Consider the following 14,495-nt stretch of genomic DNA (forward strand, 5'->3'; position numbering starts at 1 on the left):
TTCCGGCCCTGAACATTAACGCCCGGTCATCCGGAATAACAGCAAACGCTAAACGGAGGAACCGGTTTTTACCTGCGGGTATTCCCGTTTTAGTTTTGCATCCAGCACAAATGTACCAAATGGGAGCAGGGACGCTATAAAAGCAAGGGCTGCTTTGCCAAAGCTCCATTTCAGCTCGGTCCATACCTTTAACAGGTAAATACAGAAAAGCACAAAGAGGACTCCGTGCGCCCAGCCAATGTATTTCACGCCTTCAGGCAGATTGGCAAAGTACTTCAGGGGCATGGCAACCAATAATAAAAGCAGATAGGAAATGCCTTCCAGGAAAGCGATCTGCATAAATGTCCGTAAATTCTTAAGCGGGCGGTTCATCCGGGAATATTTTTTCAAGTGAAACAGTTGACGGGCCAAAAAGTTTAACAGCCGGTGAGTAATTTATGAAATATCTTTAGTATTCATTTTTTAAACCATGAACAGAATCATTCCGGAACATTGTAATAGCCTGGAGGAGGTACGGCAGGGCATTGACAGGATCGATGAGGAGATCATCCGCCTGATCGGCGAACGGGGCCGCTTTGTAAAAAAAGCCGCAACATTTAAAACCAACCCGGACGCCGTAAGAGATGAAAAACGAGTGGCGGCAGTGATCGATTCCAAAAAGCAGCTGGCCGTTAAAAATGGTGTGGCACCGGAACTGGCAGCGGAAATATATACCGCAATGATCGGTTACTTTATCCGCGAAGAAATGGAATACTGCAAGGCGGACAACTCCTGACCGGAAGCGCTGAAACCCTGACACCACGTGTATTACAGAAAAGGAAATATTGCAGATCTTCCCCGGCTGAAGGAGCTGGGTATTATAACCTGGAGTCAGTTCCGGGGTGAACTGAGTGTGGAGCACTGGGAACAACTTTCCGCAACCCTCCATAACGAACAAACCTACGAGGAATTGCTGGTTACGGGCAAGAGTATCCTTTGTGAAACATCCACAGGACAGCTGGCTGGTATGACCTTTCTGATCCCAAGTGGTAATCCTACAGTGCTTTATCCGGCAAACTGGTCTTATATCCGGTTTCTGACCGTGCATCCGGACCATTCCGGCAAGGGTATCGGTCGCCGGCTGACAGCGGACTGCATTGCGCTGGCGCGAAGCAGCAATGAAACAACGATAGCATTGCATACTTCCGAAATGATGCGTCCTGCGTGCCATTTGTATGAAAGCCTGGGTTTTAAGATCGAGCGGGAGATCGGGCCCCGGCTCGGTAAACGTTACTGGTTGTATAAGCTGGATTTGTAATTTAACAATTTGTAAAACAGGCATTGATGTTTTTGTCATTACATTGGGTGAAAATGCTGAAACATGAAATACCTGCTGTTCCTCTGTTGTATGATATCCGTATCCGCTGTTGCTGCCCGGGACGCTGCACAAACGACGATCTATTGTGAAGTAACGGTAAACCGGCGTGTTATGAGCGGAAAAGTTACCGCCACCGTCGACTATGGCATGGAGGAGGTGCCGGAAAAGAAAATAAAAAACACCGATGGGTCCAACCGTCTTTTCAGCAGCCCTGCTCAGGTATTGAATTACATGGCAAAACAGGGATGGGAACTGGTTGCAACCTATACACGGGGAAACGAATCTTATAACACCAGTTATGTAATGAAAAGAAAGCACACAGCTGACAGGGATTCATTTTAAAAGAAGTATCTTTGGGTAATTCATTATTGCGATAAGCGCTAAACCGGAAGGATAAATTTTTTACATGAAAGAGGAAATGTCGATAAACAGAATTGTGCCTAATATTTATTCGGATGATCTTGAAAAAAGTAAAGATTTTTACCGGGGTTTTCTCCATATGGACATTATCATGGACCACGGGTGGGTGCTGACGTTCGCTTCAAAAAAAAATCCGCTGGCACAGGTAAATGTGCTGGAAAACCAGAAAAAGGAAGTATTGAATAACGAACGGATCTTTCTTTCCGTGGAAGTGTCTGATGTGAACGGTATGTACCGGAAGGCAAAAGAACTGGGACTGGAGATTACCTATCCCATCGCCAATGAACCCTGGGGCGTACGCCGTTTTTTTGTGAAGGATCCCAACGGCGCCACCATAAATTTATTATCACATAACAGTTGATACGGGATATGAGCGGGAACGCACATCATTATAATATCATAACAACATGGACCGGAAACCGCGGTACAGGAACTGCTTCATACGAGGCATACAGCCGGGATTATACAATCCACATAACGGGTAAACCGGAGTTGTACGGTTCGTCTGATCCCGCATTCCGGGGCGATGCACAACGCTACAATCCGGAAGAACTGCTGCTGGCCTCCCTTGCTTCCTGTCATATGCTCTGGTACCTGCATCTTTGTGCAGCAGCAGGTATTGTTGTAACAGAATACGAAGACCGCTCTTCAGGTCGTATGAAGATCAATAAAGACGGAGGTGGCAGGTTTGAAGAGGTGGTGCTTCACCCGGTGGTGACGATAACCGATGTTTCTCAAAAAACAAAAGCGCTGGAATTGCATAGGGCGGCCAACGGCCTTTGTTTTATTGCCAGTTCGGTGAATTTTCCCGTACTTCATCAACCCGAGATCGCTGTCAAATAACAAGAACGGTACCTGGTAATGCCGGAATTGCTTTAAATCAAATGAGAAAATATGAAAGGATTGCTTTTTGGATTACTCTGCGCTGCTGCGGGCCTCTATGCTGCGCCGCTTTATCAGAAAAAGAAAGACGCACCGGCCGCGGGGATTATTACAGGTGCCGATCAGACCGACCAATATATCAGCTACCTCAAAGGCAAGCGGGTGGCGGTTTTAGCCAATCCCACCACGATCATTGGAAACAAACATCTGGTGGATAGTCTGCTGAAACGGGGTGTCAATATCGTAAAGGTGTTCGGACCGGAACATGGTTTTCGCGGCAATGCCAGCAACGGGGCCCGGGTGGGTGACGAAAAGGACCCGGTTACCGGTATCAATATCATTTCGCTTTATGGTGCCAAACGAAAGCCAACGGCGGCGGACCTGGCAGATGTGGATCTGATGATCTATGATGTGCAGGATGTGGGGTGCCGCTTTTACACGAATATTAACACCCTCCGGGATCTGATGGAAGCCTGTGCCGACAATGATAAGGAACTAATGATCCTGGACCGTCCCAACCCCAACGGCTACCTGGTGGATGGTCCGATCCTGGACATGCGCCTGAAATCAGGGATCGGGCAGTTCCCGGTTCCCATCGCGCATGGGATGACCATTGCAGAGTTCGCGCAGATGATCAACGGAGAGGGATGGACCTATAATAAAAAGAAATGCCGGCTCAGGATCATTCCTGTTGCCAACTATAACCATGATATGGAATACACGTTGCCGGTGAAACCTTCCCCCAACCTGAATACACAGCAAAGCATCCTGTTGTATCCGGCTACCTGTTTGTTTGAAGGGACTATTTTGAACCACGGAAGGGGCACGCAATATCCCTTTACTGTTTTTGGCAGTCCGCTGCTGAAGGGGAAGTATACCTTTTCCTTTACACCCGTAAGCATTCCCGGCATGAGCGAAACACCGTTGTATATGAACAAGGTATGTTACGGGCTTGACCTCCGGAATTATAATGTGCAAAAGTTGCGGGACACGCGCCGTATCAACCTGGATTGGATGATCGAACTATACAATGCGTATCCTGATAAGGAACGCTTCTTTGACCGCAGCCAGAGCAACCAGATAGGGAGCATCGACGGACTGGCGGGTGTATACGATTTTAAAAAGCAGATCATGGCCGGTATGTCTGCCGATGCCATCCGTGCTTCCTGGGAGGAAGGGTTGACGGCCTACAGGAAGACCAGAAGCAGGTATTTACTGTATCCTTAATCTTAGTGGTTCACCTGGCTTCAGTAACAAGAACATTAAGATCACGGTTGTTGCCAGCTGGGTAAAAGGATCAGCAGACGATATCTTTTCATAACCATCTTTTTATTTTTAGTGCTTGAACTGCTGCTGCCCTCCGCAGGCAGTTCCCGTTCTTTATAAGCAATAACAGCAATATGATCCACAAAAGGTATCCGGGCTCGCTCATGGATGTTGTTTCATTGTCCACATCCAGATTCCTGTTGCCGTCCATTACCTCTTTTTGTTTGCGGTAAAGCATCGCCTTCTGCGCTTCATTTTCCACTACCATATAGGCGGTATTAGCAGTAAGGATACCCGACTGGAAACTGTTTTTAAGATCCGTTTTCCAGCCCTCCTTTTTTAAAGCCTGATGCAGCAGAGCAGCCTGAGCATTTGCGTAGAGCGCCAGCGCAGAAGTCCAGTCCCTTTTATATTGAGTGCGGGGCGTCGGATAGTCCTCCTTTATCAGGATCGCCGCGGCACTGTCGGTGTTTAAATAAGCTGCAGGCTTTATGGCATCGGGGTATGCAAACACCGCAACGGGATTACAGTGAATGCCGGTAACCGTTGTATCCGGACGGTTGTCAGATAAGGTAAAGGACCGGATGTTTCCGGAACCGGATGCAACAAAATAACTGCCGCCTTCCGGGAAGGTAAAGGAAAGCCCTTTGCGTTCGGAGTCTAAAACCGCCTGCTCAAAATGGTTGGTAACCACAACGAAGACAGGGTAGCGGCCTTTGTCATAGAGATACGACCGGATCAGATTTTCCTGAAGTGCCCGTTCCAGAAAAAAACCACCTTCTTTCCGGACCCTGTGAAAGGCCTGCTGCCACTGATCGCTGACCCTTACGGTATGTACCTGGCTGCTTACAAAGCTGATCTGTCCTTCAGAGGTTTGGGTACCCAGTGTTTTTATAAGATGGTCAAGAACTGCTTCCTGCTGTGCTGCATTGGAAACGGCAGCTGCCGACGCATCAACCAGGAAATGGTAATAGGGCTTGCGGTATACCGTTGGCAGTTTCTTTTTTTCTGCTGGAGAAAGATAGACGGGGCCTGTTGCAGGCGATGTGTCTGTGCTTTTGATGGGACGACCCAGCCGAACGGTACGCCCGTCGATACGGATGGTTACGGGGTCCTTGTGTAAAAATTGTATACCTGTTTTCCGGATCTCTTTTGCGGCGAAAGGAAAAACCTTCAGGGAAAGTTCTTCCGGATTCTTATAGTAGAGGATGCCAGGATCCCTTTTCTCGTTCCGGATCTGATTAAAGATCCATTGTGCTGTTCGCTTTTCCGCTAGGGTACCCTGTTCTTTCCTGTTGCCGATATACAGGAAATAGTCACTTACAAAACACCCGGCAGGCAGACGGAAGCTGGTCCCATATTCCCCGGTGGCCGCGGATGTATTGGTGAGCTCAATTGTTACGGTGCTCAGCCAGGCCGCTGCATCCGGGGAATAGCGGGACGTGGCATCCAGGCTGGTCAGCTTTACCGTTGAGTCGCCGGCGATCACCGGGGTGGTGACAGTTATGCTGTCGCCGTTAAAGACCTGCCGGAGCCGCTTGCTTTTGTCCTCTGACAGGGAAAGATTGTCTAACACCGCCCAGGTATAAATAGCAGACAGGTAGGGTTGCCGTTCATTGGTTATGGAGCGCCCTGTCCGGGAACTGCTTTGCCGGATCACATCCAGTGTTGTTGACAATGCTTTCCTGTTGATGGAATATTTTTTTGAAGCATCCGGGGTATAAACATATTCCAATGCTTGATGAAGGTTGATCCTGTCGGAAACATAAGAGCTGAAGAGCAGCACGGGAATGATCAGACCTGCTGCCAGGCCCGGGTAGGTCAGGCAGGCAAACTGCTTCCTTAGCTGCTGATAGGACACTGTCAGTTTATGAATGTGAATACAGAAAAGTGCAACGGGGGTAAGCATTAAAAATCCTGCTCCATATAATACAATAGCGGCTACGGAAAGTGGCAGCAGGGGAAGAAAAACAAAGAAGAAATAGATGGTGTAGCATAGGGTTAAACAACGGCCGGAGAATAGAAGCAGCTGGCAATACCGGTTTCGTTTTTCAGGTAAACAGAGCAGCAGCCCATTGAAGATCGCAAGTATATAGAACCAGGGATGTGTAAAGTCTCCGAAGAAATTGCCATTTTTTTCGTTAACAGAAAGTCCGGTAACAGGCAGCACTATGCCGATAAGAATGATCCAGATCAGTCGGGTGGTCAGGAACCATTTCCCTTTTTTGTTCAGTAAAATATACAGGAAACGAAAAAGAAAAAAAAGCAGCAGTATAACCAGCGCGATATAGATAATATTTAACACATGCACTGCGAAATGGTTGCGGGCTGTTTCATAGTTCCAGGTTGGTAAAATAACTTGGATGAAAATATATGCAATGACCGGGATCAGGATCGCCGCACCAAAATTCAACCAGGGGTTCCTTTTCTGGACATGACGGGTGCAGTAAATAACGATGAGCAGGAGTGTATGAACCATTGCAGGCATCAGGAAGGTTCCGGTATACAATGAAGCGGTACTGCTGACCATCCATTGGGGAAGTCCAGAGGGAAACAGAGACTCGGTATTGTATAAACTGAAATAAACAAAGGACAGGTGCAGCAGGAAAGAAATGAAACTGTAAGAAAGCAGTATTAGTTTCCTGCGCCGGACGGCAATGATAGCATATGCGGCGTCTGCAATAGTAAGACAGGACAACAATATACCGTAATCCAGCCAGAATGCTTTCTGTTCTTCACTCAGCAGGCTTTTGATCACAAGATAGTCCCGCCGGTAAAGGATGGATAATACAATAACGGGAAGTGTGTGGAGCAACAGTATCCATTTAGGACTAAGCAGCGTTTTCATAGGTCTTGAATTTTGAATGAAACCATTTTTCTGCCAGCAGGCAGGCGGTTGTCAGGTAAAACAGGTAAATGGCCGCACCCTGTAATTCGTGCAGAGATGTCGTGTTATTAAGTATGAGTCCTGTTTGTTTTAACCCGATTGCGGTCAAAATGCGGGAGGTGTTGGCCAGGATCGTAGTCAGGTATACGGTCAGCAGCGCTAATGGCAGCATTTTTAAAAGCTGTTTAATAGAGCCGGCATACTTCAGCAACAGGTAGCCTGCCGGCAGCAGGGCTGTAAGCATAAAAGAAGCGCCCGAACAGGATTTGTTGATCAGCACATTTAGATCGGGGAAAAAGAAACCTTCGCCGGGTATGAACTGTGCCTTGTGAGCGCTGGCAATTTCAACAATGGTGCTGACCGGTGCAAGAAGAAAGAGCTGCTGCTGTATATCAGTCGACCGGAGCAGCAATTTTAAACCGGCAAGGAGCAGACCTCCCAATACGGTGAAAATAATTTTTTCTCTGGTTTGCATGATGAATGAATAGTTACTGTGTTTTTAAAATGGTATCACACCGGTGGACGTGAAACAAGACCGCTGCTGCTATTTACTTAGTACAATAACTGTAAGGATAACGATGGTAGCCAGCAGGGTGATAAGAATTAAAAGATTATACGCTTTCATGGCTGTAACTGTATAAATTGATAATATAAATGACGGGATAGCAACGGCCTGTTTTTTTCGGTTTCGATGGTCTGGAGAAATTGCTGTTTTTCCTCCGGTGCCGCATCTTTCATATAAATATCATAGAGGAGTTGTTTATTGTAAGGCAGGTCTTTTACATAATCGATGTCCCAGGTGCTTTGTTTTGAATGGTTATATTTTGTGACGATCCAGCTCCAATTGACGGCGCAGCCTATTACCAGGGCGGTATAGCCCGTCCATACCATACGGCTCAGCAGATAGCTGTTGGTTTTGCGGTGCTTTATTTTCAGCATGGTGAACCACAGGCCGAGGGCCGTAAGCAGCAGGAATATATAAACCCCGATCCTTTTAAAGGTTAGTCCGTAGGCGGTTACATACTGGTTGTTCTTTAATACCACCACAAGGATCAGTACCGCGTTCAGGCCGATCCAGAGAAACGCATAGTCCTTCAGTGCCCGGTTCTTTTTATCAAAGTTCAGCTTGCCCTGAAAGAAGACCATAATAACGGCAATGGCCATGAGGATAGAAAAAATGAGCAGGTAGACGCGCTCGTGTAATTCCTTGCTCAGGTTGCCGGATGGACTTTTTTCAAACTGTTCAATACAGTAGGTAACGATAAAGCCGGTGATCAGCACATTGAGTACGATCAGCGATATTTCTGCGCTCTTACGGTAGAAGGCGGCATCGGCGGATTTGGGATCGGTGCCGGTTTCAGCAGCGGTATCTGAAAAATGATCCTGTATACGGTTGTTGTACTCCAGCAGCATATCGGGTACCCAGTAATGCAGCAGGCTGAATGTAATAAAAAACCCGACGCCACTCAATATGAAGATCTGGAACAGGTCGGGATTCCAGTTGAGACGGAAAAAGGAAAGGAACAGTGAGCTGCTTGAACTGTAAACGATGAGAAATACTACCGCAAGCGTACCGGGGATCAGGAAATAATAAATCACTTTCTTATAGAATTGCCCGAGCGAAAGCGTTTTAAGCGGCAGCCAGGTAGCTAACAGGGGCGCCCGGAAAATAAAGCTGGCAAAATTCAGAGCTCCGGAGAAAGGTACCAGCAGCATGTGCATGGATGGCGCATAGGCCCTGCAGGCAATAAGAACCAGGGTGGCAAACAGTGTCAGGAACGGCAGCGGCCCGCCATACCAGGTGAAGGTGCCTACAGTTACTGCTAATGCGGCGGTAAGCCACCCGGAAAAAGGGGCGCGGCGGATAGCCGGAGCGGAGGACCGGATGGCGGTATAAATGAAAATGGCAAACAGGCTGAAGTTGAGGCCCATCTCCTGGTTGTAGAAAAGAAAAGCGAACAGGACGGTTCCGGCGAGCAAAAAAAGATTCTTTTTCATTTTAAAAGTGCTTTGTATTTCAAAGTAAATGGATAAAAAAATTTATTTTAATAAACGCTCCAGTGCGTTGATGTGCTGTACAAATGATTCTTTACCGCTCTTTGTTACCTTGTAGGACGTGCGGGTTTTTTTGCCAACAAATTCTTTTTTTACTTCTATGTATTTTTTGGCCTCCAATGCGGTGATATGACTGGCGAGATTACCGTCGGTGACACCCAGGTGTTCCTTCATTTCAAGAAAATCCACCCAGCTGTTCACCACAAGGACCGACATGATCCCGAGGCGGACCCTGCTTTCAAAATCTTTATTCAGTTTTTCAATAATACTCATGATATCCTCCGCAAAGCTGCTTATTTATATTTTTTGTACATCAGCAGTCCATAGATGATGTGCAACACCCCAAAACCCAACGCCCAGAATACCAGTCCGTATCCCGGAATGAAGGAGGCTATGATTCCCAGCAGCGCTTCGCAATAGCCCAGGTATTGTATGTCGGAAAACGTATAGCGCGAAGCATTGATAAGTGCCAGTCCGTAAAAGAGCAGCGTTGCCGGCGCGATCAGTCCGAACAACCCATGGTAGAACAATGCCAGGCAGAACAGGCCCCCGGCAACGAGTGGTATCAGCAGCTGACCCAGTAAAAGCTTTGTGGTATTGTTCCAGATCTTTAGTCCGTTCCGTTTGCTTTTCTGAATGGTGAAAAGGATGCCGGCACCTATGGCAGCCACCAGGATCACAATTGCCAGCACCAGGAGTTTCAATTCCAGCGAATAACTGTACTCATACCGGCTTTCGCCAAAATAATCAATATCATGTTGGCGGAACAGCCAGTAAGCGATGGCGGCACCGGCCAGTGCAATCAGTCCCGCCGCCACGCCGGATAAGCCGTTCAGCGAGATAAACCGCGACGACCGTTCCATCATCTGACGGATGTGCTGCAGATCATCTTTTGGATCATTCATTTTAAAAGTGCTTTGAAATACAAAGTTAAAGCTTTGGTTTTTAAACCACCAAATTTATTTTACCAGCTGACCGCTGGTTGCCAAATGCTGATCGCTGATCGCTGCCCGTTTTCAGTTATTTTTGCACTCTATGGCAAACAAAAAGCAAACAGTAAAAAAAGAAGAGCCCATCATCCTGGTAACCAACGACGACGGTATTGCCGCCGCCGGTATCCGTAACCTGGTGGAAGCCGTACGGGGGCTGGGGAAAATTGTTGTGGTGGCGCCGGACAAGCCGCAGTCGGGAATGGGACACGCCATTACCATCGGTCATCCGCTGCGCCTGTATGAAGTGGAGTTGTTTGAAGGAATAAGGGCCTTTTCCTGTTCCGGAACCCCGGTTGATTGTGTAAAGCTGGCCGTGGATAAGATCCTGCACCGCAAACCAGACATTTGTATCAGTGGAATCAATCACGGTGCCAATCACAGCATCAATGTAATTTATTCCGGTACCATGTCTGCCGCAATGGAAGCGGCGATCGAAAGTATTCCCGCCGTGGGATTCTCATTGCTGGATTATGGAGCGGAACCGGATTTCACGGCTTCCCGGCACTATGCCCGGCTCATCGTAGAGAAAATGCTCCGTAAAAAACTGCCGCAACATTTCCTCCTGAATGTGAACATCCCCAAAGCGTTGCCTGAGCAGTTGAAGGGCTACAAGATCTGCAAACAGGCCTACGCCAAATACCAGGAAAAATTTATCGAGCGGAAAGATCCCCATGGGCGCAACTATTACTGGCTCACGGGGGAGTTTGTAAATTTCGATAAATCAAAGGATACGGATGTCTGGGCGCTGGCGAACAACTATGTAAGCGTGGTACCGGTACAATTTGATCTTACCGATTATAGTCTGAAACAGAAACTGGAAAAGGACTGGGAGGAGTCGAAATAATGAGCAGTCATCCCAGGTATTATATTATTGCGGGAGAAGCCTCCGGCGATCTTCATGGGAGTAATCTTGTTGCAGCATTAAAACAACAGGTGCCCGGCTGCGAGATCCGCGGCTGGGGCGGCGATAAGATGGAGGCCGCAGGAATGAAGCTGGTAAAGCATTACCGGGAGCTGGCATTTATGGGCTTTGTGGAAGTAGTGATGAACCTCAAAACCATTTTGAACAACCTCCGTTTCTGTAAGGAAGATGTGCTGGCCTTTAAACCGGATCTGCTGATCCTGGTGGACTATCCGGGCTTTAACCTCCGCATCGCCAAATGGGCAAAGGAGCAGGGCATCCGCGTGGTATATTACATTTCGCCCCAGGTGTGGGCATGGAAAGAGGGGCGTGTAAAAATGATGAAACGCTGTATCGACAAAATGCTGGTGATCCTGCCTTTTGAAAAAGCCTATTACCGGCAAAAGTGGAACTGGGAAGTGGACTATGTAGGACATCCGCTGATCGAGGAGATCGAACGGAAAAAGAAAGCCGGAACAGATCTTGTAATAAAAGACGCCGATGGCGCGCCGGTAACCAAACCGGTGATCGCATTGCTGCCCGGCAGCCGCAAACAGGAGATTGAAAAAAAACTGCCTGTAATGCTGGCTGTAAGCAGGGAATTTCCGGATTACCAGTTTGTGGTGGCGCAGGCACCGGCGGTGGAGAATAGTTTTTACCAGCAATTCACCCGGGAGTATCCCAATGTAAGTATTGTTAATAATCGTACCTACGATGTATTGTTGCAGTCCACCGCTGCACTGGTGACCTCCGGCACAGCCACGCTGGAAACCGCCCTGTTCGGGGTTCCGGAAGTGGTTTGTTACAAAGGCTCCGAGATCAGTTACCAGATCGCAAAACGCGTGATCAGTATCAAGTATATCTCCCTGGTGAACCTGATCATGGACAAACCGGTAGTAAAAGAACTGATACAGGGAGAAATGAACACAGCAAATATCATTACCGAACTGACTGCTTTGTTATTCGATGAGCAGCGGAAAGCGGCGTTAAAGAAGGATTATGAAGCCTTGCACCGGATCCTGGCAGCAGAAGGCAATGCATCCCGAAAAGCAGCAGAAATTATCACTCAATTGGTAAAGACTTAGCTTTTTTCTTTTTAAAAAGAAGAACAATACCGGCGCCAATTGCCAGTAGCAACGCAATACTTCCGAATTTGCCAATGATCCATCCCAATTTGTACCCGATCCTTTCCGCGGCTGATGGCGGCTTGGGAGCGGTTATGGTCAGGGAGCGGAAGAAGCGGTCCTTCCGGGCGGTATAGGCGGACTTCTGATCGGCACGTACATTTAATGCAACAGCGATCAATACATTGTTGACCAACACGGTCCTGCTTATTGAAGTAACGGGAACATCCGAGTATTTTTTGGAGGTTATTTCATAGTCGATGCCGGGAAAGCCGTTTACAGTACAGTGCTGCACCAATGAGATTTTTCCCAGGTTCTTTTTTCTAAGTGCCTGGATCAGGCTGTTGTAATAGGCTTTTACATTGGTTACCGGGCGCTGATCCGGGATTGATTTTGCAAAATCAGTCATTGCAACAATATAATTGGCACTGTCTGTAAGCTGCGAGTAGGTCAGCACACCTTCAACCGAATCTGCTTCCGGTTTTTCCGGAAATTCGATGGAGCCTGTGTTCAGCAGCTCTTGTATAAAAGGTTTCTGACTCCTCCCGGATACATAAAGGCAGATAAGAAGCAGTAAAAGGATTGGTTTTTTCATCAGCATTTTATTCGAAACGATCTGTGGGGGATTTTAACGGCGCAATAATTTTATAATGATAATAATAATAGCGATAAGAAACAATAAAAGACTCAGCCGGTTGATGCCGTGCATATAGCCCACCCATTTACTTTTCGGGCGGGCCGGGTCTTTCTTTTTTAAAAATAAATATTCGGCTATTTGATCCCAGATGCCCATGTATTTGCTGCTTTAAAAAGTAAAGGTATGCTATTTAGCGATTAGCTATAAGCTATCAGTGATCAGCCGTCGGATTTGAGACCCGGTCACTGGCTGGCTGAGCTTTGTCTAACTGGGGGATCACAACAGATCATCAGGCAGCTGTTTTTCAGGAAATCAGTCTCCCGGCTGAGGTCTGAAGTCCCGGTTCTCAAATCTCAGAGCTGAAGCAGGGCAACAGCATATAAAAGCTAACAGCTGATAGCTAACCGCCTTCAGCTGAAATCTCCGCCGTATCTTTTATACATATCAACCTTTCAACTTACTTTTGCAGCCTATGGCAACAGATTCAAATAAGTTTCAGGCGATTATATCGCATTGTAAGGAATACGGGTTTATTTTCCCCAGCAGCGAGATCTATGACGGTCTACAGGCTGTTTACGATTACGGTCAGTGGGGAGCCGAACTGAAAAAGAATATTAAGGATTACTGGTGGAAATCCATGACGCAGCTTCAGGACAACATCGTAGGTATTGATGCAGCGATCTTTATGCATCCCACTACCTGGAAGGCCAGCGGGCACGTGGATGGGTTTAACGACCCGATGATCGATAATAAGGACAGCAAAAAACGTTACCGGGTAGACCACCTGATCGAATCATATACCGATCAGCTGAAGGCAGAAGGAAAAGAGGCGGAAGCCGCAGCCATTACGGGTGAAATGGAAAAGGCCGATGCGGCAGGAGACCTCGTGGCACTGAAAAAGATCATTGATGATAACAAGATCAAATGCCCTGTGAGTGGAACGGCCAACTGGACGGATATCCGCCAGTTCAACCTGATGTTCTCTACCGAATTCGGATCCACCGTTTCTGCCGAAGATGAAAATAATAAAGTGTACCTGCGCCCGGAAACGGCCCAGGGGATCTTTGTAAATTTCCTGAATGTGCAGAAGACCGGAAGAATGAAGATCCCGTTTGGTATCGCCCAGATCGGTAAGGCATTCCGGAATGAGATCGTTGCCCGTCAGTTCATTTTCCGTATGCGGGAATTTGAGCAGATGGAAATGCAGTTCTTTATCAAGCCCGGTACACAAAAAGAGTGGTATGAGTACTGGAAGCAGGAACGCCTGAAATGGCACCTGGAGCTGGGTGTTCCCGATACAGAATACCGTTTTCACGATCACGTAAAGCTGGCGCACTACGCCGATGCGGCCTGCGATATCGAGTACAATTTCCCGATCGGCTTTAAAGAACTGGAAGGGATCCACAGCCGTACCGATTTTGACCTGAGGAACCACCAGGAGTACAGCAAAAAGAAAATGCAGTATTTCGATAATGATATCGATCCGGAAACCGGAAAGCCGATCGGTAATTATATTCCCTATGTGATCGAGACCTCTATTGGTCTGGACAGGATGTTCCTTTCAATGGTCTGCGCCGCTTATACGGAAGAGGACCTGAGCACTGCGGAAAAGTCCGATAGCCGTGTGGTATTGAAGTTCCCGGCGAAGCTGGCACCGATAAAGCTGGCGGTGTTCCCCTTATTAAAAAAAGACGGGCTGCCCGAGATCGCAAAAGATATCATGGCCAGATACCGGGGAGACTTTAAATGCTTCTATGAAGAAAAGGATGCCATCGGTAAGCGGTACCGCCGGATGGACGCACTGGGTGTTCCGTTCTGTGTTACGATCGATCACCAGACAAAAGAAGACAACACGGTTACCATCCGTCACCGCGACAGTATGGAGCAGGAGCGGATCCACATCGACCAGATCGGTTCCGTCGTGGGTAATGCCATAAAATAATATTCAGCTGGGAATAAAGGAAAAATAACACA

Annotated in this window: 17 protein-coding genes; 9 read left to right on the top strand and 8 right to left on the bottom strand. The window is 47.6% G+C overall.

All coding sequences use genetic code 11. The annotated features are described in order from the left end of the window. Positions 1-48 precede the first annotated feature (48 nt). Positions 49-372 (bottom strand): DUF3817 domain-containing protein, encoded by a 324-nt coding sequence (locus K7B07_RS14815; protein ID WP_223710896.1) that lies wholly within the window; start codon positions 370-372, stop codon positions 49-51. A 97-nt stretch (positions 373-469) separates the two neighbouring features. Between K7B07_RS14815 and K7B07_RS14820 the strand changes: the two genes are divergently transcribed. The 6 genes from K7B07_RS14820 to K7B07_RS14845 all read left to right on the top strand — a co-directional run bounded on the left by K7B07_RS14820 (position 470) and on the right by K7B07_RS14845 (position 3,886). Beyond that, positions 470-775, top strand: coding sequence for a chorismate mutase (locus K7B07_RS14820; RefSeq protein ID WP_223710897.1), 306 nt, complete (start codon positions 470-472; stop codon positions 773-775). Between the two features lie 27 nt (positions 776-802). Continuing rightward, entirely contained in the window at positions 803-1,297 is a 495-nt protein-coding gene (locus tag K7B07_RS14825) for a GNAT family N-acetyltransferase (protein WP_223710899.1), read from the top strand. A gap of 63 nt (positions 1,298-1,360) precedes the next feature. Further along, the gene (locus K7B07_RS14830) at positions 1,361-1,699 is read left to right on the top strand and encodes a DUF4177 domain-containing protein (RefSeq protein WP_223710901.1); all 339 of its coding nucleotides are present in this window, start codon (positions 1,361-1,363) and stop codon (positions 1,697-1,699) included. A gap of 64 nt (positions 1,700-1,763) precedes the next feature. Then, a complete protein-coding gene (locus K7B07_RS14835; protein ID WP_223710902.1) occupies positions 1,764-2,138 on the top strand; it encodes a VOC family protein in 375 nt (124 codons plus the stop codon). An 8-nt stretch (positions 2,139-2,146) separates the two neighbouring features. Further along, positions 2,147-2,620 (top strand): OsmC family protein, encoded by a 474-nt coding sequence (locus K7B07_RS14840; RefSeq protein ID WP_223710904.1) that lies wholly within the window; start codon positions 2,147-2,149, stop codon positions 2,618-2,620. Positions 2,621-2,671: 51 nt separating this feature from the next. Next, positions 2,672-3,886: an exo-beta-N-acetylmuramidase NamZ family protein gene (locus K7B07_RS14845; protein WP_223710906.1), complete on the top strand. Its 1,215-nt coding sequence runs from the start codon at positions 2,672-2,674 to the stop codon at positions 3,884-3,886. Between the two features lie 88 nt (positions 3,887-3,974). Here the strand turns inward: K7B07_RS14845 and K7B07_RS14850 are convergent, their stop codons facing one another. The 5 genes from K7B07_RS14850 to K7B07_RS14870 form a co-directional block, all read right to left on the bottom strand. Then, the gene (locus K7B07_RS14850) at positions 3,975-6,773 is read right to left on the bottom strand and encodes an MSEP-CTERM sorting domain-containing protein (protein WP_223710908.1); all 2,799 of its coding nucleotides are present in this window, start codon (positions 6,771-6,773) and stop codon (positions 3,975-3,977) included. Then, the gene (gene xrtK, locus K7B07_RS14855; protein WP_223710909.1) at positions 6,757-7,287 is read right to left on the bottom strand and encodes an exosortase K; all 531 of its coding nucleotides are present in this window, start codon (positions 7,285-7,287) and stop codon (positions 6,757-6,759) included. The genes K7B07_RS14850 and xrtK overlap by 17 nt, the downstream gene beginning before the upstream one ends. 146 nt (positions 7,288-7,433) lie before the next feature. Then, positions 7,434-8,810: a DUF4153 domain-containing protein gene (locus K7B07_RS14860; protein WP_223710911.1), complete on the bottom strand. Its 1,377-nt coding sequence runs from the start codon at positions 8,808-8,810 to the stop codon at positions 7,434-7,436. A 42-nt stretch (positions 8,811-8,852) separates the two neighbouring features. After that, positions 8,853-9,140 (bottom strand): winged helix-turn-helix domain-containing protein, encoded by a 288-nt coding sequence (locus tag K7B07_RS14865; RefSeq protein WP_223710913.1) that lies wholly within the window; start codon positions 9,138-9,140, stop codon positions 8,853-8,855. Positions 9,141-9,160: 20 nt separating this feature from the next. Next, positions 9,161-9,772: a hypothetical protein gene (locus K7B07_RS14870; RefSeq protein ID WP_223710914.1), complete on the bottom strand. Its 612-nt coding sequence runs from the start codon at positions 9,770-9,772 to the stop codon at positions 9,161-9,163. 130 nt (positions 9,773-9,902) lie between these two features. Between K7B07_RS14870 and surE the strand changes: the two genes are divergently transcribed. Together surE and lpxB are read left to right on the top strand one after the other, a co-directional pair. Beyond that, positions 9,903-10,703 carry a 5'/3'-nucleotidase SurE gene (gene surE / locus K7B07_RS14875; protein ID WP_223710916.1) on the top strand — a complete coding sequence of 267 codons (801 nt, stop codon included), beginning with the start codon at positions 9,903-9,905 and terminating at the stop codon, positions 10,701-10,703. After that, positions 10,703-11,845, top strand: coding sequence for a lipid-A-disaccharide synthase (gene lpxB / locus K7B07_RS14880; RefSeq protein WP_223710918.1), 1,143 nt, complete (start codon positions 10,703-10,705; stop codon positions 11,843-11,845). Before surE ends, lpxB begins: the two co-directional genes overlap by 1 nt. Here lpxB and K7B07_RS14885 read toward each other — a convergent pair. Then, a complete protein-coding gene (locus K7B07_RS14885; RefSeq protein WP_223710920.1) occupies positions 11,823-12,479 on the bottom strand; it encodes a hypothetical protein in 657 nt (218 codons plus the stop codon). The two genes, lpxB and K7B07_RS14885, sit on opposite strands and share 23 nt — an antisense overlap. Before the next feature lie 33 nt (positions 12,480-12,512). Then, the gene (locus tag K7B07_RS14890; RefSeq protein WP_223710921.1) at positions 12,513-12,677 is read right to left on the bottom strand and encodes a DUF6728 family protein; all 165 of its coding nucleotides are present in this window, start codon (positions 12,675-12,677) and stop codon (positions 12,513-12,515) included. A 316-nt stretch (positions 12,678-12,993) separates the two neighbouring features. Here K7B07_RS14890 and K7B07_RS14895 point away from each other — a divergent pair, with 316 nt between their 5' ends. Beyond that, positions 12,994-14,463 (top strand): glycine--tRNA ligase, encoded by a 1,470-nt coding sequence (locus K7B07_RS14895; protein ID WP_223710923.1) that lies wholly within the window; start codon positions 12,994-12,996, stop codon positions 14,461-14,463. Positions 14,464-14,495 lie beyond the last annotated feature (32 nt).

Origin of the sequence: Niabella beijingensis (genome assembly GCF_020034665.1) — a bacterium.
GTDB lineage: Bacteria > Bacteroidota > Bacteroidia > Chitinophagales > Chitinophagaceae > Niabella > Niabella beijingensis.

Excerpts from the sequence above, each read along its gene's own strand:
- K7B07_RS14885 (WP_223710920.1), bottom strand. The coding sequence starts at position 12,479 with ATGAAAAAACCAATCCTTTTACTGCTTCTTATCTGCCTTTATGTATCC.
- K7B07_RS14840 (WP_223710904.1), top strand. The coding sequence starts at position 2,147 with ATGAGCGGGAACGCACATCATTATAATATCATAACAACATGGACCGGA.
- K7B07_RS14835 (WP_223710902.1), top strand. The coding sequence starts at position 1,764 with ATGAAAGAGGAAATGTCGATAAACAGAATTGTGCCTAATATTTATTCG.
- K7B07_RS14860 (WP_223710911.1), bottom strand. The coding sequence starts at position 8,810 with ATGAAAAAGAATCTTTTTTTGCTCGCCGGAACCGTCCTGTTCGCTTTT.
- K7B07_RS14820 (WP_223710897.1), top strand. The coding sequence starts at position 470 with ATGAACAGAATCATTCCGGAACATTGTAATAGCCTGGAGGAGGTACGG.
- K7B07_RS14830 (WP_223710901.1), top strand. The coding sequence starts at position 1,361 with ATGAAATACCTGCTGTTCCTCTGTTGTATGATATCCGTATCCGCTGTT.
- surE (WP_223710916.1), top strand. The coding sequence starts at position 9,903 with ATGGCAAACAAAAAGCAAACAGTAAAAAAAGAAGAGCCCATCATCCTG.
- K7B07_RS14895 (WP_223710923.1), top strand. The coding sequence starts at position 12,994 with ATGGCAACAGATTCAAATAAGTTTCAGGCGATTATATCGCATTGTAAG.
- K7B07_RS14845 (WP_223710906.1), top strand. The coding sequence starts at position 2,672 with ATGAAAGGATTGCTTTTTGGATTACTCTGCGCTGCTGCGGGCCTCTAT.
- K7B07_RS14850 (WP_223710908.1), bottom strand. The coding sequence starts at position 6,773 with ATGAAAACGCTGCTTAGTCCTAAATGGATACTGTTGCTCCACACACTT.
- xrtK (WP_223710909.1), bottom strand. The coding sequence starts at position 7,287 with ATGCAAACCAGAGAAAAAATTATTTTCACCGTATTGGGAGGTCTGCTC.
- K7B07_RS14890 (WP_223710921.1), bottom strand. The coding sequence starts at position 12,677 with ATGGGCATCTGGGATCAAATAGCCGAATATTTATTTTTAAAAAAGAAA.
- K7B07_RS14865 (WP_223710913.1), bottom strand. The coding sequence starts at position 9,140 with ATGAGTATTATTGAAAAACTGAATAAAGATTTTGAAAGCAGGGTCCGC.
- K7B07_RS14815 (WP_223710896.1), bottom strand. The coding sequence starts at position 372 with ATGAACCGCCCGCTTAAGAATTTACGGACATTTATGCAGATCGCTTTC.
- lpxB (WP_223710918.1), top strand. The coding sequence starts at position 10,703 with ATGAGCAGTCATCCCAGGTATTATATTATTGCGGGAGAAGCCTCCGGC.
- K7B07_RS14870 (WP_223710914.1), bottom strand. The coding sequence starts at position 9,772 with ATGAATGATCCAAAAGATGATCTGCAGCACATCCGTCAGATGATGGAA.